This window comes from Streptomyces candidus (genome assembly GCF_014207445.1).
In the GTDB taxonomy this organism is placed as follows: domain Bacteria; phylum Actinomycetota; class Actinomycetes; order Streptomycetales; family Streptomycetaceae; genus Streptomyces; species Streptomyces candidus.
Window position 1 is genome coordinate 185,694 of sequence record NZ_JACHEM010000009.1, and the last position, 24,742, is coordinate 210,435.

Here is a 24,742-nt window from a genome sequence, read left to right on the forward strand (position 1 = left end):
GCGAAGACCGGGAAGTCCTGGTTTCCGATCTCTCGTCGGCTCCCGGCTGCTTTCGCTCCATGGCGCGACCCGCCCTGCGGCCTTTCGGTCCGTGGCAGCGCATTCCCAGGAACGGCGACACCATTCCCCTGTGGCCCCGGCGCACCGGCGAGCGATGTTTCACGTGAAACATCGCTCGCTAAAGCGCTGGACGGGCGATCACTGCTTCCGACAGCCTGGCTCCCATGCCCACGCCGCTCGCCCAGTTTCCCGTTCGCCGCCTCACCCTGCGAGACCTCACCGCCTGCGCCGACCTCGGCGAAGACCGGGACTGGCCGCGCACCGAGCACGCATGGGGACTCCTGCTCACAGCCGGCACCGGCTACGGCATCGACGACCCGGATGCCGACGGCACATCCCTCATCGCCACCTGCACTCTCACCACATACGGCGCCGACGCCCCACACGCCCCTGCGTACGCCGTGGTCGGCATGGTCCTGGTCGCCGAACGGCACGCCCGGCAGGGACTCGGCCTGCGCTTGCTGCGGCACGCCCTCGCGCGGGCGGGTGACGCACAGGTGTCGCTCTACGCCACAGAGGAAGGCCGAGGGCTCTACGCCCGGCTCGGTTTCACCGCGGGGGGTCGCGCCGAGACCCTTCGCGGCCACTTCCGCTCCGCGGGACCGCCGCCTTCGATCGCCACCCGTCCCGCGACCCCCGCCGACCTCACCGCCCTCATCCGCCTGGACACGGAGGTCTTCGGCCATGACCGCACCGCCATGATCGCGCGGCTGCCCGCCTTCGCCGACCAACTGCGCGTGGCCGAGGACCGGACCGGCCTCCTCGGTTACGCGGCCGCCTGGCCCGACAGGCACACCCAGACCGTGGGGCCGCTGATCGCCCGCGACACCGACACCGCGAAGGCCCTGGTCGCGTCCCTCGCGTCCGGCACCGATCGTCCGCTCCGCATCGACGTCGACGAACACCACACTCAGCTGTGCGAGTGGCTGCGCTCCCACGGCCTGGCCACGGCCGCCCGTCAGACCGTCATGACGTACGGCGCGCCCGGCCTCCCCGGAGATCCCCACCGCCGATTCGCCCCGCTGTCGAAGGCGACCGGCTGAGTGCCGTACGCGCGCACAGCCCTACACACGTGCCTCCTGGGCCGTACATGCGCCCGGGACACAGACGCCGGTGGCCCGTACGTACCTGCCCGTGTCTTCTGCGCAACGGCCCGGCGGTTCATACGCATGCGTCCCCCGGTTCGTACGTACGCGCCCATGACGCATACGTATCGCCCGGCCGCGGACCGTACGTATGCCCGCACCTCGACCCCGCACGAGCCCGCAGCCCGGGCCAAGTGCGCGCACGGACTCCGGGTCAGTGGCGCGCCACGGCGGGCACACGCTCGTGCGGCGTGCCCGTCACGACCCGGCTGCGCCCCGCCGTACGACGGTCCAGCGCTCCCGAGACGAGTGCGAGGAGCAGGGCCGACGCGGCGAGGGCAGCGCCCACCCAGTTCGGGGCGGTGAGTCCGTACCCCGCGGCGATGACGAGTCCGCCGAGCCAGGCGGCCAGGGAGTTGCCGAGGTTGAAGGCGCCGATGTTCATCGCGGAGGCCAGGGTCGGCGCACCGGCGGCCTGGTCCAGTACCCGCTTCTGCAACGGCGGCACGGTCGCGAATCCCAGCCCACCGATCAGGACGAGGGTGACCGCCGCGGTGACCTTGTGGTGAGCGGTCACGGTGAACAGCGCGAGCACCAGGGAGAGGGCACCCAGCGACACGTACAGCAGCGGCATCAGCGCCCGGTCCGCGTAGCGGCCGCCGATCAGGTTGCCGCCGACCATGCCCAGCCCGAACAGGACGAGCAGCCAGGTGACGGACCCCGCCGGATAGCCGGCGACCTCGGTGAGCATCGGCGTGATGTAGGTGATCGCCGCGAAGACCCCGCCGAAGCCGAGCACCGTCATCGCCATGGCGAGCAGCACCTGCATGTTGCGGAACGCGGCCACTTCGTCGCGCAGTCGCACGTCCTCCGGCTTCGGCTGCTCGGGCACCAGTGCGGCGACTCCCGCCAGGCCGAGCACCCCGAGTGCGGCGACGACGAGGAACGTGATGCGCCAGCCGGCGCTCTGCCCGAGGTACGTACCGAGGGGCACCCCGACCACATTGGCGAGCGTCAGCCCGGTGAACATCATGGCGATGGCCCCGGCCTTCTTCTGCGGCGCGACCAGCCCGGCTGCCACGATCGAACCGATCCCGAAGAATGCGCCGTGCGCGAAGGAGGCGACCACCCGTCCGGCCAGCATCACGCCGAAGACGGGCGCGACGGCGCAGAGCACGTTGCCCGCGATGAACAGCCCCATCAGCAGCATCAGCATCCGCTTTCGGGAGACGCGGGTGCCCAGCACGGTCATCAGTGGCGCGCCAAGGACGACACCGAGGCCGTACCCGGTGACGAGATGACCCGCGACGGGGATCGAGACCCCGTAGTCGGCGGCGACCTCGGGGAGCAGGCCCATGATCACGAATTCGGTGGTGCCGATGCCGAAGGCGCCGATGGCGAGCGCGAGAAGCGCGAGCGGCATGGTGAGTCCTTCCGGAGAGGAGTGGGGGGCGGGGGCCCTCGGAGAGACGCGACGGCCACCCATTGCAGACGTCCGTTACAGGCGTCGACAATAATTGCAGACGCGGGCTAATGGCAAACGCGGGCTACTGCGAAACGGAGCTATCCTGAGGGTGCTCCCGACGAGCCGCCACAGTCCGGGGCGCCACCGCGCAGGGACGAGGAGAGATCACATGACCGCGACCGACCCGGCACTCACCGCGCTCGCCCAGGGCTGGTGCGCCCTTTCCCTCCTGCACAGCCGCATCGAGACCCACATCGAGCGGGCCCTCCAGGCCGGCCACGACCTGAGCGTCCGCGAGTACTCCCTCCTCGACGTCCTGAACCGCCAGCACCACGGCCCCGGCGGTCATCTCCAGATGCGCCAGGTCTCCGAAGCCGTCCTCCTCAGCCAGAGCGCCACCACCCGCCTCGTCACCCGCCTCGAAGACCGCGGCCTGCTCACGCGCTACCTCTGCGACACCGACCGCCGCGGCATCTACACCGACGTCACCGACACCGGCCGCACACTCCTCGCCGAGGCCCGCCCCACGCACGACACCGCCCTGCGCGAAGCCCTCGCCACCGCCGCCGAGAACCCCGAACTCGTGCCCCTGGTGCGCACGGTGGAAGAGCTGCGCCCCCTGGTGTGAGCTGCGTATTCTGCGCTCATGACCGAAGAGAACACCGGTGCGGACGACCAGTCGTCCGCCTTGTCGATACGCCACGCGACCGAGGCCGATCTGCCCGCGATCGTCGCGATGCTCGCCCACGACTCGCTCGGCGCGCACCGTGAATCCCCGGACGACCTCGCTCCGTACACCGCCGCCCTGAAGCAGTTGCAGGACGACCCGAACCAGTACGTCGTCGTGGCCGAACTGGCCGGGCGGGTCGTCGGCACACTCCAGCTGACGATCGTCCACGGGCTGTCCCGCAAGGGCTCCATCCGCTCGATCATCGAAGCCGTACGCGTCCACGAGGACGCCCGTGGCACCGGCCTCGGCACCCGGTTCATCGAGTGGGCGATCGCCGAATCCCGCTCGCGCGGCTGCCAGTTGGTGCAGCTCACCTCCGACGCCACCCGCTCCGACGCCCACCGCTTCTACGAACGGCTCGGCTTCACCGGTTCCCACGTGGGCTTCAAGCTCACCCTCTGAGCACCGCGGACACGGACGGACGGGGACGGTCCGGGCCCGTACCACCGACTGAAACCCCCCGCCCGTACCACCGGCACGCTTCGCCCCTTCACCCCCGCCTCTTCGAAGGAGCCCCTCCGGTGCCCCGCACCCCGACGTTCACCACGGCCGAGCGCCGCCGCCGCCTCGGCCGCCGCCACCTCCTCGCCCCTTCCGCCCGCACCACCAGCGCCGCGACGGTCGCCGACGCCCTCGTCGGCCTGCACGCCACCGACGCGGCAACCGTGTTCCTCTCCGTCGCCGCCCGCACGACCTCCTGCACGGTCGACGGCCTGGAACGCGAGATGTACGACGACGTCGCCCTCGTCCGTCTCCTCGCCATGCGCAACACCCTCTTCGCCGTCACCCGCGAACTCGCCCCGTACGTCTACGCCTCCACCGCCCGCGCCATCGCCGCCAAGGAGCGCAAGGCCCTCCTCAAACACTTCGCCGAGGACGGCGGCGGTCTCGACGCCGCCTGGCTCGAAGCCACCGAAGCCGAAGTCCACGCCCTCCTTGCCGCACGCGGCAGCGCCTCCGGCAGCGAACTCGCCGCCGTGTCCGAGGCGCTCCGTACGAGGATCACCATCTTCCCCGGCAAGAGATGGGAGACCGTCCAGGGCGTCGCCTCCCGGGTCCTTCGCGTCATGGCCGCCGAGGGACGCATCCGCCGGGACCGTCCGCGCGGCACCTGGACCTCCAGCCAGTTCCGCTGGACCGCAAGCGAACCGTGGCCCGACCTGCCCGCCGCTGAGGCCAGAGCGGAACTGGCCCGCCGATGGCTGCTCTCTTACGGTCCGGCCACCGAAGCCGACCTCAAGTGGTGGACGGGCTGGCCCCTCACCGACGCACGCAAGGCGCTGGCCGCCTCCGCCGCCACGGATGTCCGACTCGAAGACGGCGGATCCGCCTACGTGGCTCCCGACGACACCGCACCCGAACCCGAAACGGAACCCTGGGCCGCCCTCCTGCCCGGCCTCGACCCCAGTGCCATGGGCTGGGCCGACCGCAGCTTCCACCTCGCTCCGGAACACCGGCCACCGCTCTTCGACCGCTCCGGCAACATCGGTCCCACGGTGTGGTGGAACGGCGAAATCGTCGGCGGCTGGGCACAGCGGCCGGACGGCGCCGTCGTCTGGCGGCTTCTGGCGGACCGGGGAGCAAAAGCCGCGGCGGCCGTCGAAGCGGAGGCGGCACGGCTCAGCGCGTGGATGGGCGGGGCACGCGTGACTCCACGCTTCCGGACGCCCCTGGAGCGCGAACTGTCGACGGCCTGAGCCGCCGCCGCGAGCTGTCGCCGCGCTGAGCCCGCCGACACGAGCCGTCGACGCTCCGAGCCGGCCCCCACGAAATGGCCGGCCCGGAGCTGCCTGCGCCTGCGTCTGGTGCCGGCGCCCCTGACCTGGCAGCCCGCCTCCGGGCCCCCACTCCCACTTCACCCGACCCCGCGCCATCCCCCCTCGTCCACTCCACCCGGAATCGCCGCCCCCGCCTCGTACGGCTCCCGTGTGAAGACGAACGACCCCAGGTCGAGATGGCTCACCGCGCCCTTCGCAGCACCCGCCGCGCCCCCGGGCCCGCGCACCACCCGCAACGTCTCCCCCGCGTAGTACCCGTCGAGCCCCACCCACGTCCCGTCCGGACCCGCCCGGAAACGCGAACCGCGCCCCGTACCGCCGTCCAGCCGCTCCAGCGACACACCCCGGCCGGCGAGCAAGCGCAGGCCATAGGGAACCGTCCCCCAGTACCAAGCGCCCGTCAGCTCCAGCAGCTCCTGGTGCACGTCCTTCTCCGCCAGGGGCTGCCACACCTCCGCGATACGTGGCTCGGCCTCCGCCACGAGGCACACCAGCTCGGTCGCCAGGGACCCGGCCGCCGTACCCGACGTCGCATTGGCCAGCGCCGCAGCAGCCACCCCGTCCGCCGCATCCACCCACAGCCCGGCCACGAAGCCCGGCAACGAGCCCCCGTGACCCACCAGTTCACGCCCGCCCACCCGAAGGACCTGCACCCCGAGCCCGTACGTCACCGACCAGCCACCGGCCTCCAGGGGAGCGGCCGGCACCCTCATCTCCCGAACGGACTCCCTGCTCAGCACCCGCTCGTCGCCGGCTGCCAGGAAGGCGCCGAACCGGCAAAGATCACCGACTGTTGACCACAACTGCCCCGCGGGTGCCATCAGTCCGAGGTCCTCCACCGGCTCGGCCAGCAGCACATCCGCCCACGGATGCACCGCCCAGCCCTCCGCGTACGGCGACTGCGGCTGCGCGCTCGTCCGCGTCAGTCCGAGCGGCTCCGTGATTTCCCGCCGCACCGCCTCCGCCCAGGACACCCCACGCACCGCCTCGACGAGCGAACCGAGCAGCGTGTATCCGGGGTTGGAGTAGTGGTGCACACGCCCGGCCGGGCGCGGACGCGTGGATTCCGCTCGTACCCCGCCCAGCACGTCGCCCAGCCCAGGCCGCAGCTCACCCGGCGTGCGCTCCCACCACGGCCCCGGCGTCTCGGCAGCCAACCCGGCCGTGTGCCCCAGGAGCTGATATACGGTCACCTCGCCAACTCCCGTGCCCGGAAGGTGCTTCTCCAGCGGGTCCGCGAGATCCAGCAGTCCCTCGTCCCGCAGCCGCATCACCAGTACCGCGGTGAACGTCTTGGTGATCGACCCGATCCGGTACTGCACGTCCACGTCGGGCACCCGGCCGCCGATCGCCGCCCCACGCGCACCGCTCCACACCACCCGCCCCTCCCGCTGCACCGCCGCAGTCAGTGATGGCACCCGTCCCGCAGCCTGCGCGGCGGCCACACGGTGCAGCAGAGCACGCCGCGTGCTCGGCAGCAGAACAGGAAGATCGGACACGTCGGAGAGATCGCCCGCGGAAGAAGTCATGCCCCACTCCTACCTCCCCGTACCCCCCGGACGCATCCTCTCCCCCCGTGTCTGTCCGGCCCCACTCCTCGGCAGCAACTCACCCTTCGCGCGCCGAGCCGGTCGAGGCCCGACCCGGGCCCACAAGTGGTCCGAATCGCGCGCCTGTCGGGCACCGATCACGTCTGTGCCATGTCCACGAACCGCGAGTAATGGCCCTGGAAGGCCACCGTGATCGTCGCCGTCGGACCGTTACGGTGCTTGCCGACGATGATGTCCGCCTCGCCGGCGCGCGGCGACTCCTTCTCGTACGCATCCTCACGGTGCAGCAGGATCACCATGTCCGCGTCCTGCTCGATCGAACCGGATTCACGCAGGTCGGAGACCATCGGCTTCTTGTCCGTACGCTGCTCGGGGCCACGGTTCAGCTGCGACAGCGCGATCACCGGCACCTCCAGCTCCTTCGCCAGCAGCTTCAGGTTCCGCGACATGTCCGAGACCTCCTGCTGACGGCTCTCGCTCCGCTTGGAGCCGCCCGCCTGCATGAGCTGGAGGTAGTCGATGATGACCAGCTTGATGTCCTGCCGCTGCTTGAGCCGACGGCACTTCGCTCGGATCTCCATCATCGACAGGTTCGGTGAGTCGTCGATGAACAGGGGGGCCGCCGACACGTCCGGCATGCGGCGGGCCAGCCGCGTCCAGTCGTCGTCCGTCATCGAGCCCGACCGCATGTGGTGCAGCGCCACCCGCGCCTCCGCCGACAGCAGCCGCATCGCGATCTCGTTGCGGCCCATTTCGAGGGAGAAGATCACGCTTGCCATGTTGTTCTGGATCGAGCAGGCCCGTGCGAAGTCGAGAGCCAGCGTCGACTTGCCCATGGCGGGACGGGCCGCGATGACGATCATCTGGCCCGGGTGCAGTCCGTTCGTCAGCGAGTCCAGGTCGGTGAACCCGGTCGGCACGCCGGACATCTGACCGCTGCGGGAACCGATCGCCTCGATCTCGTCGAGCGCGCCCTCCATGATGTCACCGAGCGGGGCGTAGTCCTCCGACGTGCGCTGCTCGGTCACCGCGTAGATCTCCGCCTGGGCGGAGTTGACGATCTCGTCGACGTCGCCGTCGCCCGCGTATCCCATCTGCGTGATCTTCGTGCCGGCCTCGACGAGGCGTCTCAGCACCGCACGTTCGTGGACGATCTCCGCGTAGTACTCGGCGTTGGCGGCGGTCGGCACGGACTGCACCAGCGTGTGCAGGTACGGGGCCCCGCCGACCTTGGTGATCTCGCCGCGCTTGGTGAGTTCGGCGCTGACCGTGATCGGGTCGGCCGGTTCGCCCTTCGCGTACAGATCGAGGATCGCCTGGAAGACCGTCTCGTGCGCCGGCTTGTAGAAGTCGTGGCCCTTGAGGACCTCGACCACATCGGCGATGGCATCCTTGGAGAGCAACATGCCGCCGAGCACCGACTGCTCCGCGTCGAGGTCCTGCGGCGGTACGCGCTCGAAGCCACTGCCGCCACCGCTCCAGCCACCGCCTTCGGAGCCCCGATCGTGCCGGTCGTCCCGGCCGCGGCCGCTGTCGCCGCCTCGCTTGCGGGCGGGCAGACGGTCACCGGGACCGCTGTCGGCCCAGGGGTCGTCCAAGGGCTCGGAAATAGTCACCGGCCCACCTCCTCCCGTCCGCGGCGCGGACCTCGCTGTGCCACTCTTTCTTACGGCACGGCTCTGACAAATGAGACGCCCGACTTCCGCTTCCGGCAGATCTCGGCAGTTCGAGCCCCCGGTTCCCTGGGGCCGTGCCGCGCCGGAAGACAGGGCGGGCGCCGGTCCACGGTAGGCCCGCGGGCACCGTCAGCCAATCTTGTTATCCACAGGCCCTGTGAGAAACTCATCGCTTGCTGTGGAGAACCCCCCGGAACCTGTGCACGGAGCGGGGGACAGCATTGTGGACAAGTTCACAGCGATCCCGCGACGGGCCATCTGAGCTGCAGAAACGTCATCCACCGGCTGTGGGGGAGAAAAACTTTTCCACCCGGACCCAGATCACCTCAGACGGCGCGCGCACAGACCCGAGAAACAAGACTTGGTAAGGGTTCCTAACCCATTGCATCTCTTACCTGTGGAAGATTAGATTGGGCCCATGACTCAGGCTCCCGCGGTATCGAAACCAGGCCGCCGTCGGCACGACCGCGAGATCGTCGCGCTCGCCCTTCCTGCCTTCGGCGCGCTCGTCGCGGAGCCCCTGTTCCTGATGGCCGACAGCGCCATCGTCGGCCACCTCGGCACCCCCCAGCTCGCCGGGCTGGGCGTCGCCTCGGCGCTGCTGACCACCGCCGTGAGCATCTTCGTCTTCCTGGCCTACGCCACCACCGCAGCCGTCTCCCGACGCGTCGGTGCCGGAGATCTGGCCTCCGCGATCCGGCAGGGCATGGACGGCATCTGGCTCGCGCTGCTGCTGGGCACGGCTGTCATCGCGGCCGTGCTGCCCGCCGCCCCGGGGCTGATCGACCTCTTCGGCGCCTCCGACACCGCCGCCCCGTACGCCGTCACGTACCTGCGCATCTCCAGCCTCGGTATCCCGGCGATGCTGATCGTCCTTGCCGCCACCGGAGTGCTGCGCGGCCTCCAGGACACCAGGACCCCGCTGTACGTCGCCATCGGCGGCTTCGCGGCGAACGGCATCCTCAACGTGCTCCTGGTCTACGGCTTCGGACTCGGCATCGCCGGCTCCGCCTGGGGCACCGTCGTCGCCCAGTGGGCGATGGCGGCCGTCTACCTCGTCGTGGTGGTCCGCGGAGCCCGACGCCACGGCGCGTCACTCCGCCCGGACGCCGCGGGCATAAGAGCCTCCGCGCGAGCAGGCGCCCCGCTTCTCGTCCGTACGCTCTCCCTGCGCGCGGTTCTGCTGATCACCACCGCGGTCGCCGCCCGGCTCGGTGACGCAGACGTGGCGGCACACCAGATCATCCTCACGCTGTGGAGTCTGCTGGCCTTCGGCCTGGATGCCATCGCCATCGCCGGACAGTCCCTCATCGGCCGCTACCTGGGGGCCGGCGACGAGGTGGGCGCCCGTGCCGCCTGCCGTCGGATGGTCGAGTGGGGAATCGCAGCAGGTGTGGTGCTGGGGATCATGGTCGCGGCGTCCCGTCCCCTGTTCATGCCCCTCTTCACGAGCGACCAGCTGGTACGGAACGCCTTGCTGCCCGCGCTCCTGGTGGTCGCCGTGTGCCAGCCGATCTCGGGGGTCGTCTACGTGCTGGACGGTGTGCTGATGGGAGCGGGTGACGGACCGTACCTGGCCTGGGCGATGCTCGCCACGCTCGCGGTCTTCGCACCGATGGCGCTCCTGGTGCCCAAGCTGGGCGGCGGGCTGACCGCGCTGTGGTGGGCCATGGTGCTGATGATGGTGGTCCGGATGGCCACCCTGTGGTGGCGGACCCGCTCGGGGCGCTGGATCGTCACCGGAGCGACCCGCTGAGGCTGCGGCGCAATGTTTCACGTGAAACCCATGTTTCACGTGAAACCGAGCGCCCGGCAGCGCCACTTTGCGCTCAGAAACGTATGTGGGCCGCATCCCCAAGGAGATGCGGCCCACATACGTGCTCAGACCTTCTCAGGCCGGGGCGTGCTGCACTCAGGCAGCTACGACCTCGACACCGAGCTTCGCGGCCACGTCGTCGTGCAGACGCACGGAGACCTGGTGCGAGCCAAGGGTCTTGATCGGGGCGGCAAGCTCAACACGACGCTTGTCGACCTTCGGGCCACCAGCGGCGACGATCGCGGAAGCGATGTCGGCGGGGGTGACGGAACCGAAGAGACGGCCCGCGTCGCCGGAGCGAACGGCCAGGCTGACCTTCGTACCCTCAAGCTTGGCCTTGACCTCGTTGGCCTGCTCGATGGTCGCGATCTCGTGGATCTTGCGGGCGCGGCGGATCTGCGCCACGTCCTTCTCGCCACCCTTGGTCCAGCGCAGCGCGAAGCCGCGGGGAACCAGGTAGTTGCGAGCGTAGCCGTCCTTGACGTCGACGACGTCGCCGGCGGTGCCGAGGCCAGAGACCTCGTGGGTCAGGATGATCTTCATCTGTCGGTCACCCTTCCCTTATCGCGCGGTGGACGTGTAGGGCAGCAGCGCCATCTCACGGCTGTTCTTCACAGCCGTGGCGACGTCACGCTGGTGCTGCGTGCAGTTGCCGGTGACGCGGCGGGCACGGATCTTGCCGCGGTCGGAAATGAACTTCCGCAGCATGTTCGTGTCCTTGTAGTCCACGTACTGGGTCTTGTCCTTGCAGAACGCGCAGACCTTCTTCTTAGGCTTGCGCACAGGCGGCTTCGCCATGGTGTTTCTCCTGTGTGATCAAGAAGTGGGAGTTCGAGCTGCCCTAGAAGGGCGGCTCGTCCGAGTAGCCACCGCCGCCGGAGCCGGAAGCGCCGGAGTTTCCACCCCAGCCACCCCCACCCTGCTGCGGCTGTCCACCGGCCGGCGCGCTGGAGGCCCACGGGTCGTCGGAGGGTGCTCCGCCGCCCTGCTGACCGCCACCGGAGCCGCCGCCCCAGTTGCCGCCGCCGCCACCCTGCTGGCCACCACCGCCGCCGAAACCGCCGCCCTGGGCGCCGCGGCCGGAGGTCTTGGTGACCTTGGCCGTGGCGGTCTTCAGGCTGGGACCGACTTCTTCGACGTCCAGTTCGTAGACCGTGCGCTTGATGCCCTCACGGTCTTCGTAGGACCGCTGCTTCAGCCGGCCCTGCACGATGACGCGCATGCCTCGCTGGAGCGACTCCGCGACGTTCTCCGCCGCCTGACGCCAGACCGAGCACGTGAGGAAGAGGCCTTCGCCGTCCTTCCACTCGTTGGTCTGCTTGTCGAAGATGCGGGGAGTGGACGCGACACGGAACTTCGCGACCGCCGCACCGGACGGGGTGAAGCGCAGCTCGGGGTCGTCGACGAGATTGCCGACGACCGTGATGACGGTCTCGCCTGCCATGGGTGAACCTCTCGGCGGGGATTGCTGCTGGCTGCTGTGGTGCTACTGGTGGGTGCTACTCGGACCCGGAGGACGCTGAACCGAAGTTCAGTGCATTTCCGGGCGGAGGACCTTGGTCCGGAGGACCGACTCGTTCAGGTTCATCTGTCGGTCGAGCTCCTTGACGACCGCAGGCTCGGCCTGCAGGTCGATGACCGAGTAGATGCCCTCGGGCTTCTTCTTGATCTCGTAGGACAGACGACGACGGCCCCAGGTGTCGACCTTCTCGACCTTTCCGTTGCCCTCACGGACGACGGAGAGGAAGTTCTCGATCAGCGGGGAGACAGCGCGCTCCTCGAGATCGGGGTCGAGGATGACCATCACTTCGTAGTGACGCATGTGGAACCCACCTCCTTTGGACTCAGCGGCCACGGTCGTTCCGTGGCAGGAGGGTCGTGATGCGTAAGCAACGGTATCGACTGCCACTGACAATCCCGTGGGAAAGGACCCTCAGGATGTTTAGGGCAGGAGTGACACCGGTGCAGACCGTCCAGAGTACCCGTACAGAGGCTTCCGGTTGAAATCGGGCCCCGAGTGGCCGCAATCTGGACACATCGGGTGTGAGCGGCGCTACAGTGCGCCGCCTTCCTGCCAGGAGGTGCCTCATGGCCCAGGCAATGCGACGCGGTCCTTCCGTCTCCCTCTTCGCGACCGACGGGAAACCCCATCCGCTCCAGGACACGCTGATGGCGGCGACGCTGGTGCTGGGTGCGCTGGCCCTCGTCACGGCGATGTTCCACGATCTGCACCTGCTGAGTTCGTGGGCGGGGCTGGCCGGGATCGTCACCGGTGGGTACGGCTTGTTCGTGTCCGCCACGACCCGGGAACGGTTCTTCACGATCACCGGGCTGGGGGCTGCGGCCCTCGGTTTCTTCCTCGGCATGGCACACGGCGGGTTGTTCGGCGGCGTGCTGGGCTGAACGGCGACTCCGCCGGACAGGACCGCCGGGCGGCGGTCCTGTCCGGCGGGGCCAGACGGGGCGCTCCTGTGGCGCAGTAGGCTTCGGCGCGAGAGCCGGAGCCCCTGACCCCATGGGGACACAGCTGCCGAGGAGTGCCCCGCATGACGAGCCTGACCCTGAGGACCATCAGCCGAGAGCAGCATCTGGCCTACCTCCAGAGCCTGCCCGCGGCGAGCCACATGCAGGTCCCGGCGTGGGCCGACGTGAAGGCGGAGTGGCGCTCGGAGAATCTGGGCTGGTTCGACCGCACCGGCGAGCTGGTCGGTGTCGGCTTGGTGCTGTACCGCCAACTGCCGAAGATCAAGCGCTACTTGGCCTACCTGCCCGAGGGCCCGGTGATCAACTGGTATGCGCCGAACCTGGACGAGTGGCTGCAGCCGATGCTGGCCCACCTGAAGCAACAGGGCGCGTTCTCGGTGAAGATGGGTCCGCCCGTCGTCATCCGCCGTTGGAACGCTGCCGCCATCAAGGCCGGCATCCAGGACCCGGATGTGAAGCGTCTGCGCGACGTGGAGGCCACCCACATCGAGCCGCGCGCGTTCGAAGTGCAGGACCGGCTGCGGAAGATGGGATGGCAGCAGGGCGAGGACGACGGAGCCGGCTTCGGTGACGCGCAGCCGCGGTACGTCTTCCAGGTGCCGCTGGCCAACCGTTCGCTGGAGGAGGTCCACAAGGGCTTCAACCAGCTGTGGCGGCGCAACATCAAAAAGGCCGAGAAGGCCGGCGTCGAGGTCGTCCAGGGCGGTTACCAGGACTTGGCCGAGTGGCAGCGGCTGTACGAGATCACGGCCGTGCGCGATCATTTCCGGCCGCGCCCCCTGGAGTACTTCCAGCGCATGTGGTCGGCCCTCAACACCGAGGACCCGAACCGGATGCGCCTGTACTTCGCCCGGCACAACGGAGTGAACCTGTCGGCGGCGACGATGCTGGTCGTCGGCGGACACGTCTGGTACTCCTACGGCGCCTCGGACAACATCGGACGCGAGGTGCGTCCGTCGAACGCGATGCAGTGGCGGATGCTCCGGGACGCGTACGCGATGGGCGCCTCCGTCTACGACCTGCGAGGCATCTCCGACTCACTGGACGAGACGGACCACCTCTTCGGTCTGATCCAGTTCAAGGTGGGTACGGGCGGCGAGGCCGCGCAGTACCTCGGCGAGTGGGACTTCCCGCTCAACAAGCTGCTCCACAAGGCGCTCGACGTCTACATGTCGCGTCGCTGACCTCAGCGTTCGTGCCCCGGCAACACCAACAATTCACTGCAGCAAGGGAAAGGTTCCGGACCGGCTGATGGCGCTCACTCTCTACGTCGACACCGCGCGCTGGCGGGCGCACCAGAAGTCCGTGATCGAGCAGTTCCCGGGCCTGGTTCCGGTCTGCAAGGGCAATGGTTACGGATTCGGGCATGAGCGTCTCGCCGAGGAGGTGACACGCTTCGGTTCGGACATTCTGGCCGTGGGGACGACGTACGAGGCGGCCCGGATCAAGGACTGGTTCAGCGGTGACCTCCTGGTACTGACCCCGTTCCGGCGGGGTGAGGAGCCGGTGCCGCTGCCGGACCGGGTGATCCGTTCGGTGTCCTCGGTGGACGGTGTGCACGCCTTGGTGGGCGCGCGGGTCGTCATCGAGTGCATGAGCTCGATGAAACGGCACGGCGTGAAGGAGTCCGAGCTCGCCCAGTTGCACGCGGCGATCGAGGACGTACGCCTGGAGGGATTCGCGCTGCATCTGCCGCTGGACCGCACGGACGGTTCGGATGCGGTTGAGGAGGTCATCGCGTGGATGGACCGTCTGCGGTCGGCCCGCCTGCCCCTGCACACGATGTTCGTCAGCCACCTGAAGGCCGATGAACTTGCGCGGCTCCAGCAGCAGTTCCCGCAGACACGGTTCCGGGCGCGCATCGGCACCCGGCTGTGGCTGGGCGACCACGAGGCGACGGAGTACCGCGGTGCGGTGCTGGATGTGACGCAGGTGTCCAAGGGCGACCGTTTCGGCTACCGGCAGCAGAAGGTGGCGTCCGACGGTTGGTTGGTGGTCGTCGCAGGCGGCACCTCGCACGGCGTGGGCCTGGAGGCGCCGAAGGCGCTGCACGGGATGATGCCACGGGCGAAGGGGGTGGCGCGGGCCGGTCTGGCGACGGTGAACCGGAACCTGGCGCCGTTCGTGTGGGCAGGCAAGCAGCGGTGGTTTGCGGAGCCTCCGCACATGCAGGTGTCGATCCTGTTCGTGCCGTCGGATGCGACGGAGCCGAAGGTGGGCGAAGAGCTGGTGGCTCACCTGCGGCACACCACGACTCAGTTCGACCGGCTGGTGGATCGCTGATCGTTGTTTCACGTGAAACACGCGGGTCACGTTTCACGTGAAACAAGAGGCCGCCCGTGCACCTCTGTGCGGGCGGCCTTTTCGTGCGCGGACACACACGCCCCGCTGCGGGCGCGGATCAGTCCGTCGCGGTGTGGGTACCTTGACCGGCACCCCACTGCACACGGGGCCCCTGGAGCTGCTGCGCCGCGCACTGGGGTGGGTGAGTGGTCCGGCCGATGGCGAAGACGTCCGGGGCCCCGTCGAGAACGCCGCCGGACGGGTCGTCGGAGCCGTCGCGCCGAACGGAATCCCGTTCGGGCAGCAGAATGTCTCGGACGATGACGGCACAGACGTACAGGGTGCCCATGAGGTGCAGGGCAACGGCGAGGTGGTAGCCGTCGGTGGGCAGGCCCTGGCGTTTGTCGCCGCTGGTGGTGAAGGCGAGGTACATCCAGATACCGAGGAAGTACATGACTTCGCAGGCCTGCCAGATCAAAAAGTGCCGCCAGCGCGGCAGGGCGAGCGCCGCGAGAGGGATCAGCCAGAGGACGTACTGGGGGGAGTAGACCTTGTTGGTGAGGATGAACGCGGCAACGACAAGGAAGGCGAGCTGCGCGAAGCGGGGGCGGCGGGGAGCGGTGAGGGTGAGCCAGCCGATTGCGGCACACAGCAGCAGCATGAGCAGCGTGGCGTAGGTGTTGACGCTCTCCACCTGGAAGGACTTGCCCGTGCGCTGGGTAATGATCAGCCAGAAGGAACCGAAGTCGACCTGGCGTTCCTGGCTGAAGGTGTAGAACTTCTTCCAGCCCTCCGGAGCGAGGAGCATGACGGGCAGGTTCACCAGCAGCCAGGAACCTGCTGTGCCGAGTGTCGCGACACCGAACTCACGCCATTTGCCGGCCCTCCAGCAGAGCAGGAACAGCGGCCCGAGAAGCAGCACGGGGTAGAGCTTGGCGGCGGTCGCGAGACCGATGAGAATGCCGAAGGCCAGCGACCGGCCGCGTGACCACATCAGCATTCCCGCAGCGGTCAGGGCAATGGCGAGCAGGTCCCAGTTAATGGTCGCGGTGAGCGCGAAGGCAGGGGCGAGTGCGACGAGGAGGCCGTCCCAGGGGCGCCTGCGGTGCGTGCGTGCGACGCAGACGGCGATGGCGACGGCACAGATCATCAGCATGCCGCAGTTGACGATCCAGTAGATCTGCTCGCGGTACTTGATGTCGCCGTCGGACGGGGTCAGCCACGACGCGACTTCCATGAACAGTCCCGTCAGGACCGGATACTCGAGGAAGTTCATGTCCCCGGAGAGCCGGTCGAAGTAGGGCGTCAGGTTCTCGGCGAAGCCCCGCCCGGCGAAGAGGTGGGGAATGTCGGAGTAGCAGGCGTGCGTGTACTGGGAGCTGGTGCCCTGGAACCAGGCCCAGTTGTAGCAGGGCAGTTTCTGCACCATGCCGAGGGCGAACATGCCGATCATCGCCAGCGCGACGACTCGTACGGGGGTGAGCCGGCTGCCGCCGGTCCTGGCCCACCGGCCGATGGGACCGCCGATCAGCTCGCTGCCGGCGGCGGCGACCTCGTCCTGCCGCGTGGGTGGTACGGGGCGGTCCTCGTGCACGCTCGTCATGCGGGACATCCTGCCGTACGTGTCGGTGCGGAGCGCGGGTGCGGCTGTGCGCCCGGGTTTCGGGCCGTACGGGAGGCAGCGCCGTACACGGGAGGCAGCGCCGTCGTACGGGAAAGACGTGGGCGAGGACCGCCGCACCGTGTTGCTGGTGCGACGGCCCTCGGGGCCCTGCGCTGCTCCTGCGGATCCTGCGACGAGGGTGCGGCGCTAACCGTCGTTGCCGCCGAGGAAGCCGCCGGGGCCGTTCCCGCCACCCCCGTCTGCGGCACCGCCGCCTCCGTTCTGGCCTCCGTTGTTCCCGCCGTCCGGCGGGAACGGTGTCTTGGTCTCACCGCCACCGATGTCACCACCACCGGCGTCGGCGCCGCCGCCATTGGCGCCGCCCGGGTCGTGCTTGCACTTCCAGTCCCACGGATCGCACTCCTCGTCATCGCCGCCCGGCGTCTCGACCGGGGGCGTCGTGGGCGGGGCCGTCGTGGGCGGGGTGGTCGGAGGCGCGGTCGTCGGAGGCGCAGTCGTGGGGATCTCCGTGGGCGTCGGCTCCGGGCTCTTGGCGCCACCGCCGTAGACGGTCTTGCCGATGGGCTCCGGCACCGGGAAGGTCATCTTCTCCGTGCCCTTGAGTGCTTCGAGCATGTAGTCGTGCCAGATGTCGGACGGGAACGACGATCCGTGGATCTTCTTCTGACCGCCGGTGTTGAACATCTTCAGGAACTCACGGTTCTTGCTTTCGGCGTTGTCGTCCAGCCGGTACATGTCGATGGCGGTCGACAGCTGCGGCGTGTAGCCCACGAACCAGGCGGACCTGTTGCCGTCGGTGGTACCCGTCTTGCCGGCCACCTCGCGTCCCGGAAGCTGGGCGTTGCTTCCGGTGCCGTTCTCCACGACGTTCTTCAGCACGTCGGTGACGTTGTCGGCGACGTTGGCCGGGATCTTGTTACTGGGCTTCGCCTCGTGCTCCCAGATGACGCTCCCCCCTCGTTTGACTTTCGTCACCGAGTAGGGATCGTTCTGCTTTCCGCTGGCTGCGAAGGTGGCGTACGCACCGGCCATCCGGATCGCGCTCGGGTCGGAAATGCCGATGGAGAACGACGGGTTCTGCCAATTGGTGAGACTGCTTTCCAGCAGTCCGGCGTCGATGGCCGTCTCACGGACCTTGTCGATGCCCACGTCCATGCCCAGCTGCACATAGGGCGAGTTCGCGGAGACCTCCATGGCCTTGTGGAGGCTGATGGGCCCGTACGACTCCTGGCCGTCGTTGGTCTGGAGCCATTCCTTGCCCTCTTCGTTCCGCCAGACGTCCCCGTTGTACTGCTTGATCTTCAGCTTGTTGTCGCCGTTGTAAATGCTCTTCGGAGAGATGAGTGTCCGCTCGTCCTCCGACTGCTCCTTGCCGCCCGCGGGGTTGCGCTTCCCGTACTGCATGGCGGCTGCCAGCACGAAGGGCTTGAAGGTCGAGCCGACCTGGGCGCCCGTTTGGTCGGCGTTGTTGGTGAAGTGCTTCGTCGCGTCGTCACCGCCGTAGACCGCGACGATCTTCCCGTTCTTGGGATCGACCGAGGCACCGCCGAACTGCACGTGGGTGTCGTACTTCGGCCGCTTCTGGGGGTCGATGTTCTTCTTGTAGATGTTCTTGACGGCTTTTTCGAGACTATTCACTTTCTCCTTGTTGAAAGTGGTGTAGATGTGGTATCCACCTTGGGAAAGTTTGTCGGCCGTGATGTTCTGATCGTTCTTGTTGATGAAGTTGGCCTTGGCAAGGTCGACCAGGTATCCGATCTGACCGCTCAGGTTGGCGTTCTTCCTAATCGGCTTGACGTCGGGGAATGTCGGGTATTTATCCCGCTCGGCCTGGGTCAGCCTGCCGTCCTTGACCTGCTCGTTGAGGATCCAGTTCCAGCGTTCCACGGCCCGCTTCTTGTTCTTGGCCGCGGTGGCTTCCGGGTCGATGGCCGGCGCGCCCGCGGGGTCGAAGTAGGTGGCGCCCTTCAGGACGGCTGCCAGGAATGCGCACTCACTGGGGTTGAGATCCTCGGCGTCCTTCTCGAAGTACGCCTGCGCGGCGGCCTGCAGACCGTAGGCGCCCCGGCCGTAGTACGAGACGTTGAGGTACCCCGCCATGATTTCTTCTTTGGAGAGTTCGTCGCCGACCTTGATGGAGACGAGGAGCTCGGTGAACTTCCGGGTCAGCGTCTGCTCCTGACTGAGCCTGGAGTTCTTGACGTACTGCTGGGTGATGGTCGACCCGCCCTGGGTGTTGCCGCCCATGGCCATCTTGACGACCGCCCGCATGATGCCCATGGGGTCGACCCCCGGGTCCTTCTCGAAGCTCTTGTTCTCCGCCGAGATGACGGCGTGCTTCATGGCATCGGGGATCTTCTTGTAGGCGAGCTCCTGGCGGTTGAACTCCCCGCCGGTCGCGACCATCTGTGTTTCGTCGTCCCAGTAGTACACGTTGTTCTGTGCCTTGGCCGCCGCATGGATCTGGGGAATTTCGACCCACGCGTAGGCCATGCTGCTCGCGGCCAGGACCGCGCCGATGAAGCCGACGCACAGCCCGGCCACCTGCTTCCACGACGGCAGGAAGCGCTGCCAGCCGTACTTCGTGGACCGCGGGTAGTCGATGAGTCGCTTCTTCTGCGGGCCGTCGCCCCTTCCGCGGCCGCGCCCCGGGCCTTCCGGGCCGCCCCGGCCCCCGCCGCGGCGGCCGCCACCACCGCCACCCCGCTGCGCGGCACGACGGGCCTCGGCCCTTCCTCCGTACGACGGTTCATGCCCGTACGAACCCTCCTGGTGGTACGAACCAGACTGCGGCCCCGCGGCGATGCCGCGGGACGGCGGGGCCGCACGGCGGCCCGAAGGTTGCTGGGCGGCTTTCCTGGCCGCGGCACGTCCGCCACCTTGCGGCTGCGGAGGTTTGCGACGGTGCTCGCTCATCGAACGACTACTCCTCGGGCAGGCGAGTTCGCCTGGAAGCGGCAGTTGAGTTCCGGTCCCCCCGAAATGCGGACAAGCCCTCCCACAGGCTCGCCCTTGCTACTGCCGGGAACACGACGCCCCCTTGCGTCACGCGGCTCCCGGTGTTTTGCATGCCGCACAGACTACGCACGCTCAAAACCCCCTCTGTGCCGATGGGCACCTCAAATCAGGCAAGTTGGCTGTCAAGTGGCGGTGATGTGACGCCGTTCACCCTGGCTGCCCTTGTTGTCAGGGGACAGTCGTTCTATCGTCTGGATGTATCGAGTCGATACATCAGCCCGGCATAAGTTCGGCATAAGTGCAGGACAGCGGGCGGGACTTACCGGGACGGCAGGGAGGCGAAGGATGAGCAGGCGCTCCGGCATCCTCGAATTCGCCGTGCTCGGCCTGCTCCGCGAGTCCCCGATGCACGGGTACGAACTGCGTAAGCGGCTCAACACCTCACTGGGTGTCTTCCGGGCCTTCAGCTACGGGACGCTCTATCCGTGCCTCAAGTCGCTGCTCGCCAACGGCTGGCTGATCGAGGAACCGGGCAGCGCACCGGAGGACGCGCTCGCCGCCTCCCTCGCGGGCCGCCGAGCCAAAATCGTCTACCGGTTGACGGCGGAAGGTAAGGAGCACTTCGAAGAACTGCTCTCCCACACCGGCCCCGACTCCTGGGAGGACGAACACTTCGCGGCCCGTTTCGCCTTCTTCGGGCAGACGGAGCGCGAGGTGCGGATGCGGGTCCTGGAAGGGCGCCGCAGCCGGCTGGAGGAGCGCCTGGAGAAGATGCGGGCGTCGCTGGCCCGTACCCGCGAGCGCCTGGACGACTACACGCTCGAACTTCAGCGCCACGGTATGGAGTCCGTGGAGCGCGAAGTGCGCTGGCTGAACGAGCTGATCGAGAGTGAACGGGCGGGACAGGATCAGCGCCGACCCGGTGACGACCCGGCGTCCGGCCCGCCGCAGGACAGTACGTCCGGCAACAGCACGGACAACAGCACAGCCGGTCACCGCTCAGCCGGTGACCGGACATCAGGTGACACGGACGGCCTGCCCCGGCACCGGGGGACAACCCCGCCGGATCAGTCGGACGACACCGCCAAGTGAGGTCCTGCACCCCGCAGGCCTCGTCGAGAACACAGGGAGCAACCGTCAATGGGTTCGGTTCGCGTAGCCATCGTCGGCGTGGGCAACTGCTCTGCGTCGCTGGTCCAGGGCGTCGAGTACTACAAGGACGCTGACCCGGCCAGTCGCGTGCCCGGTCTGATGCACGTCCAGTTCGGCGACTACCACGTCAAGGACGTGCAATTCGTGGCCGCGTTCGACGTCGATGCCAAGAAGGTCGGCCTGGACCTCGCGGACGCCATTGGCGCCAGCGAGAACAACACCATCAAGATCTGCGACGTCCCGCCCACCGGCGTCACCGTCCAGCGCGGCCACACCCTCGACGGCCTGGGCAAGTACTACCGCCAGACCATCGAGGAGTCGGAGCAGGAGCCGGTCGACGTCGTCCAGGCCCTGAAGGACGCCCAGGTCGACGTCCTTGTCTGCTACCTGCCGGTCGGTTCCGAGGACGCGGCGAAGTTCTACGCCCAGTGCGCCATCGACGCCAAGGTCGCCTTCGTCAACGCCCTCCCGGTGTTCATCGCCGGCACCAAGGAGTGGGCCGACAAGTTCACCGAGGCGGGCGTCCCGATCGTCGGCGACGACATCAAGTCGCAGGTCGGCGCCACCATCACGCACCGCGTCATGGCCAAGCTCTTCGAGGACCGCGGAGTGCGCCTGGAGCGCACCATGCAGTTGAACGTCGGCGGCAACATGGACTTCAAGAACATGTTGGAGCGCGACCGTCTGGAGTCCAAGAAGATCTCCAAGACGCAGGCCGTGACCTCGCAGATCCGTGACCGCGACCTGGGCGCCGACAACGTCCACATCGGTCCCTCCGACTACGTGGCCTGGCTGGACGACCGCAAGTGGGCGTACGTCCGGCTTGAGGGCCGGGCGTTCGGCGACGTCCCCCTGAACCTGGAGTACAAGCTCGAGGTGTGGGACTCCCCGAACTCCGCGGGCGTCATCATCGACGCGGTGCGCGCTGCGAAGATCGCCAAGGACCGCGGCATCGGTGGCCCCATCCTCTCCGCCTCCTCGTACTTCATGAAGTCCCCGCCGGTGCAGTACTTCGACGACGAGGCCTACGAGAACGTCGAGAGGTTCATCAAGGGCGAGGTCGAGCGCTGACCTTCGCGCGCTCGCGCTGAAGCACGGCGCCGGTGAAGAGGGCCCCGGGGGCGTACGCCCCCGGGGCCCTCTTCGTACGCCCGTGTGTGACTCTTGCTCACATGTCCGTCGTGCGTGATCTTCGGGTGCTGCTGCGCCTGCCCGACTTCCGTCGCCTGCTGGGCGTACGGCTGCTCTCCCAGTCCGCAGACGGTGTCTACCAAGTGGCCCTGGCGACATACGTCGTCTTCTCCCCCGAGAAGCAGACCTCGCCGACCGCGATCGCCTCCGCCATGGCCGTGCTGCTCCTGCCGTACTCGGTCGTGGGCCCGTTCGCGGGTGTCCTCCTCGACCGCTGGCAGCGCCGTCAGGTCTTCCTGTACGGAAGTCTGCTGCGCGCCGTCCTTGCCGCCAGCACTGCGCTGCTCATCGTGGGCGCTGCGCCGGACTGGATCTTCTACGCGTCCGCGTTGTCGGTCACGGCTGTCAACCGCTTCGTCCTGTCCGGGCTCTCCGCCGCGCTGCCGCGCGTCGTGGACGAGGAGCGCCTCGTCGTGGCGAACTCCCTGTCCCCGACCGCCGGTACGCTCGCGGCCACCCTGGGCGGGTCTCTCGCGTTCGCCGTACGGCTGCTCGGCTGGGACTCGGACGCGGCGGTCGTCCTCCTGGGCGCTGGGCTCTACCTGTGCTCCGCGCTGGCGTCCCTTCGCCTGGGGCGAGACCTCCTGGGGCCGGATCCCGGGTTGGTGCAGCCCCGGCTCGGAGTGGCCCTCACCTCCACGGCGCGCGGACTCCTCGACGGGCTGCGCCACCTGGCCGAGCGCCGTTCCGCCGCCCGCGCGCTGGCCGCGGTGACGGCCATGCGCTTCTGCTACGGCGCGCTGACGGTGACGCTCCTGATGCTGTGCCGGTACGCCTGGAGCGACCCGGCAGGCCCGGCCGAAGGCTCCGAGGGATTGGCCCTGCTCGGCCTCGCGCTCGGGGCGTCCGGTGCCGGGTTCTTCGTCGCGGCCCTGGTCACCCCGTGGGCCGCGGGACGTATGGGACCGTACGGCTGGATGATGGTGTGCGCGGCGTCCGCAGCCCTTCTCGTACCGGTGCTCTGGCTGTCCTTCGCTCCCGGGCCGGTTCTTGTCGCCGCCTTCACCCTCGGTCTTGTCACCCAGGGCTCGAAGATCTCCACGGACACGGTGGTGCAGTCCTCGGTGGACGACGCCTTCCGCGGTCGGATCTTTTCCCTCTACGACGTGCTGTTCAACGTGGCGTTCGTGGGCGCTGCAGCGGTCGCGGCCCTGCTGCTGCCGGCCGACGGCCGATCCGTCACCCTGGTCCTCGGCGTAGCCGTGCTCTACGGGGTGGTGGCGTTCGCCCTGACTCATTGGCGCCGGACCACACGCGGCGGACGACGTTTCACGTGAAACATGGCGGGCGGTGTTTCACGTGAAACACCGCCCGCCCACCTCCGCACCGCGTCACTCGTGAAACCGCCGATGTTTCACGTGAAACAGTGGCTCAGCTTTGCCCCGTCCACCATTCCTTGAGCGCCGCGACGGCCGCTTCGTGCTCCATCGGGCCATTCTCCAGGCGCAGTTCGAGCAAAAACTTGTACGCCTTGCCGATCTCGGGGCCGGGCCTGATGCCCAGCACCTCCATGATCTGGTTGCCGTCCAGGTCGGGCCGGATCGAATCCAGCTGTTCCTGCTCCTCAAGCTGCGCGATGCGTTCCTCCAGCCCGTCATAGGCCCTGGAGAGCGCGGCTGCCTTGCGCTTGTTGCGCGTGGTGCAGTCCGAGCGGGTCAGCTTGTGCAGCCGGTCCAGCAGAGGGCCGGCGTCCCGTACGTACCGGCGCACGGCCGAGTCCGTCCACTCGCCGGTTCCGTAGCCGTGGAACCGCAGGTGCAGCTCCACGAGTTTCGACACGTCCTTGATCATGTCGTTGGAGTACTTCAGCGCGGTCATGCGCTTCTTGGTCATCTTCGCGCCGACCACCTCGTGGTGGTGGAAGGAGACGCGGCCGTCCTTTTCGAAGCGCCGGGTGCGCGGCTTGCCGATGTCGTGCAGCAGCGCGGCCAGCCGCAACACCACATCCGGGCCGTTCTCCTCCAGGTCGATGGCCTGCTGAAGGACGATAAGCGAGTGCTCGTAGACGTCCTTGTGCCGGTGGTGTTCGTCGCTCTCGAGCCTCAGCGCGGGCAGCTCCGGCAGCACGTGTGCGGCGAGACCGGTGTCGACAAGGAGGGAGAGGCCCTTGGCGGGGTGGGCGGAAAGAAGCAGTTTGTTGAACTCGTCACGCACCCGCTCGGCCGAGACGATCTCGATGCGTTCGGACATCGCCGTCATCGCCGCGACCACCTCGGGGGCGACCTCGAAGTCGAGCTGAGCGGCGAACCTGGCGGCGCGGAGCATGCGCAGGGGGTCGTCGGAGAAGGAGTTTTCCGGCGTGCCCGGTGTGCGCAACACCTTGGCCGTCAGGTCGTCGCGCCCGCCGTGCGGGTCGATGAACTCTTTCTCCGGGAGCGCGACCGCCATGGCGTTCACCGAGAAGTCGCGGCGTACCAGGTCCTCCTCGATGGAGTCGCCGTAGGACACCTGTGGCTTGCGGGAAGTCCTGTCGTACGCCTCGGACCGATACGTGGTGACCTCCACCAGGTAGCCGTCCTTCTGGCATCCCACCGTCCCGAAGGCGATCCCTACCTCCCACACCGCGTCCGCCCACGGTCGGACGATCTTCAGTACGTCCTCGGGGCGGGCATCGGTGGTGAAGTCCAGGTCGTTGCCGAGCCGGCCCAGGAGCGCGTCCCGGACCGAGCCTCCGACCAGCGCGAGGTGGAAGCCTGCCGCCCGGAACCGGCGGGCGAGGTCATCGGCGACAGGGGAGACCCGCAGCAGTTCACTCACTGCGCGGTGCTGCACCTGGGTCAGGGCGCTGGAGTTGTCTTCATTGGCGTTCGGCACAACAGAAAAGGGTACGTGCCCCCGCCGGGCGGAGTGTCATCGTTTTCGCCGGGCCCTGAGAGACTCTTCCGATCAT

Annotated in this window: 21 protein-coding genes; 11 read left to right on the plus strand and 10 right to left on the minus strand. The window is 68.3% G+C overall.

The features are described 5' to 3' along the window. Positions 1-224: 224 nt before the first annotated feature. Positions 225-1,103 carry a GNAT family N-acetyltransferase gene (locus HNQ79_RS18605; protein WP_185032451.1) on the plus strand — a complete coding sequence of 293 codons (879 nt, stop codon included), beginning with the start codon at positions 225-227 and terminating at the stop codon, positions 1,101-1,103. A gap of 256 nt (positions 1,104-1,359) precedes the next feature. On the opposite strand, the gene HNQ79_RS18610 is transcribed toward HNQ79_RS18605, so the two are convergent. Continuing rightward, the gene (locus HNQ79_RS18610) at positions 1,360-2,568 is read right to left on the minus strand and encodes an MFS transporter (RefSeq protein WP_185032453.1); all 1,209 of its coding nucleotides are present in this window, start codon (positions 2,566-2,568) and stop codon (positions 1,360-1,362) included. A gap of 211 nt (positions 2,569-2,779) precedes the next feature. On the opposite strand from HNQ79_RS18610, the gene HNQ79_RS18615 reads away from it, so the two are divergent. From HNQ79_RS18615 to HNQ79_RS18625, 3 genes are all read left to right on the plus strand, one after another. Further along, positions 2,780-3,238, plus strand: coding sequence for a MarR family winged helix-turn-helix transcriptional regulator (locus tag HNQ79_RS18615; RefSeq protein ID WP_185032456.1), 459 nt, complete (start codon positions 2,780-2,782; stop codon positions 3,236-3,238). A gap of 18 nt (positions 3,239-3,256) precedes the next feature. After that, complete coding sequence (locus HNQ79_RS18620; protein ID WP_185032458.1) at positions 3,257-3,742, plus strand: GNAT family N-acetyltransferase; 486 nt, start codon at positions 3,257-3,259, stop codon at positions 3,740-3,742. Between the two features lie 119 nt (positions 3,743-3,861). Further along, positions 3,862-5,037: a winged helix DNA-binding domain-containing protein gene (locus tag HNQ79_RS18625; protein WP_185032460.1), complete on the plus strand. Its 1,176-nt coding sequence runs from the start codon at positions 3,862-3,864 to the stop codon at positions 5,035-5,037. Positions 5,038-5,195: 158 nt separating this feature from the next. Here HNQ79_RS18625 and HNQ79_RS18630 read toward each other — a convergent pair whose 3' ends face one another. Both HNQ79_RS18630 and dnaB read right to left on the minus strand, forming a co-directional pair. Further along, complete coding sequence (locus tag HNQ79_RS18630; RefSeq protein ID WP_185032462.1) at positions 5,196-6,647, minus strand: serine hydrolase domain-containing protein; 1,452 nt, start codon at positions 6,645-6,647, stop codon at positions 5,196-5,198. A 158-nt stretch (positions 6,648-6,805) separates the two neighbouring features. Then, positions 6,806-8,266 (minus strand): replicative DNA helicase, encoded by a 1,461-nt coding sequence (gene dnaB, locus HNQ79_RS18635; RefSeq protein ID WP_185032684.1) that lies wholly within the window; start codon positions 8,264-8,266, stop codon positions 6,806-6,808. 496 nt (positions 8,267-8,762) lie between these two features. Between dnaB and HNQ79_RS18640 the strand changes: the two genes are divergently transcribed. Further along, positions 8,763-10,100: an MATE family efflux transporter gene (locus HNQ79_RS18640; protein WP_185032464.1), complete on the plus strand. Its 1,338-nt coding sequence runs from the start codon at positions 8,763-8,765 to the stop codon at positions 10,098-10,100. Positions 10,101-10,256: 156 nt separating this feature from the next. Here HNQ79_RS18640 and rplI read toward each other — a convergent pair whose 3' ends face one another. From rplI to rpsF, 4 genes are all read right to left on the minus strand, one after another. Next, positions 10,257-10,703, minus strand: a complete 447-nt coding sequence (gene rplI, locus HNQ79_RS18645) for a 50S ribosomal protein L9 (RefSeq protein WP_185032466.1) — start codon at positions 10,701-10,703, stop codon at positions 10,257-10,259. A gap of 18 nt (positions 10,704-10,721) precedes the next feature. Further along, positions 10,722-10,958, minus strand: coding sequence for a 30S ribosomal protein S18 (gene rpsR, locus HNQ79_RS18650; protein WP_003967857.1), 237 nt, complete (start codon positions 10,956-10,958; stop codon positions 10,722-10,724). 43 nt (positions 10,959-11,001) lie between these two features. Then, entirely contained in the window at positions 11,002-11,604 is a 603-nt protein-coding gene (locus HNQ79_RS18655) for a single-stranded DNA-binding protein (protein ID WP_185032468.1), read from the minus strand. 87 nt (positions 11,605-11,691) lie between these two features. Continuing rightward, the gene (gene rpsF, locus HNQ79_RS18660) at positions 11,692-11,982 is read right to left on the minus strand and encodes a 30S ribosomal protein S6 (protein WP_016644628.1); all 291 of its coding nucleotides are present in this window, start codon (positions 11,980-11,982) and stop codon (positions 11,692-11,694) included. Positions 11,983-12,248: 266 nt separating this feature from the next. Between rpsF and HNQ79_RS18665 the strand changes: the two genes are divergently transcribed. The 3 genes from HNQ79_RS18665 (at position 12,249) to HNQ79_RS18675 (ending at position 14,927) form a co-directional block, all read left to right on the plus strand. Continuing rightward, positions 12,249-12,563, plus strand: coding sequence for a hypothetical protein (locus HNQ79_RS18665; RefSeq protein ID WP_185032470.1), 315 nt, complete (start codon positions 12,249-12,251; stop codon positions 12,561-12,563). 143 nt (positions 12,564-12,706) lie between these two features. Continuing rightward, complete coding sequence (locus HNQ79_RS18670; RefSeq protein ID WP_185032472.1) at positions 12,707-13,828, plus strand: lipid II:glycine glycyltransferase FemX; 1,122 nt, start codon at positions 12,707-12,709, stop codon at positions 13,826-13,828. Between the two features lie 67 nt (positions 13,829-13,895). Next, on the plus strand, positions 13,896-14,927 hold the full coding sequence (locus tag HNQ79_RS18675) for an alanine racemase (protein ID WP_185032474.1): 1,032 nt from the start codon (positions 13,896-13,898) through the stop codon (positions 14,925-14,927). A 118-nt stretch (positions 14,928-15,045) separates the two neighbouring features. On the opposite strand, the gene HNQ79_RS18680 is transcribed toward HNQ79_RS18675, so the two are convergent. Together HNQ79_RS18680 and HNQ79_RS18685 are read right to left on the minus strand one after the other, a co-directional pair. Next, positions 15,046-16,539 carry a glycosyltransferase family 87 protein gene (locus tag HNQ79_RS18680; RefSeq protein WP_185032476.1) on the minus strand — a complete coding sequence of 498 codons (1,494 nt, stop codon included), beginning with the start codon at positions 16,537-16,539 and terminating at the stop codon, positions 15,046-15,048. Positions 16,540-16,737: 198 nt separating this feature from the next. After that, positions 16,738-19,467 carry a transglycosylase domain-containing protein gene (locus tag HNQ79_RS18685; RefSeq protein WP_185032478.1) on the minus strand — a complete coding sequence of 910 codons (2,730 nt, stop codon included), beginning with the start codon at positions 19,465-19,467 and terminating at the stop codon, positions 16,738-16,740. A 387-nt stretch (positions 19,468-19,854) separates the two neighbouring features. Here HNQ79_RS18685 and HNQ79_RS18690 point away from each other — a divergent pair, with 387 nt between their 5' ends. The 3 genes from HNQ79_RS18690 (at position 19,855) to HNQ79_RS18700 (ending at position 23,129) form a co-directional block, all read left to right on the plus strand. Next, positions 19,855-20,601, plus strand: a complete 747-nt coding sequence (locus HNQ79_RS18690; protein ID WP_185032480.1) for a PadR family transcriptional regulator — start codon at positions 19,855-19,857, stop codon at positions 20,599-20,601. Positions 20,602-20,649: 48 nt separating this feature from the next. After that, positions 20,650-21,732 (plus strand): inositol-3-phosphate synthase, encoded by a 1,083-nt coding sequence (locus HNQ79_RS18695; protein ID WP_185032482.1) that lies wholly within the window; start codon positions 20,650-20,652, stop codon positions 21,730-21,732. Positions 21,733-21,833: 101 nt separating this feature from the next. Continuing rightward, positions 21,834-23,129, plus strand: coding sequence for an MFS transporter (locus tag HNQ79_RS18700; RefSeq protein WP_185032484.1), 1,296 nt, complete (start codon positions 21,834-21,836; stop codon positions 23,127-23,129). Positions 23,130-23,223: 94 nt separating this feature from the next. On the opposite strand, the gene HNQ79_RS18705 is transcribed toward HNQ79_RS18700, so the two are convergent. Beyond that, complete coding sequence (locus HNQ79_RS18705) at positions 23,224-24,666, minus strand: CCA tRNA nucleotidyltransferase (RefSeq protein ID WP_185032486.1); 1,443 nt, start codon at positions 24,664-24,666, stop codon at positions 23,224-23,226. Positions 24,667-24,742: the final 76 nt, after the last annotated feature.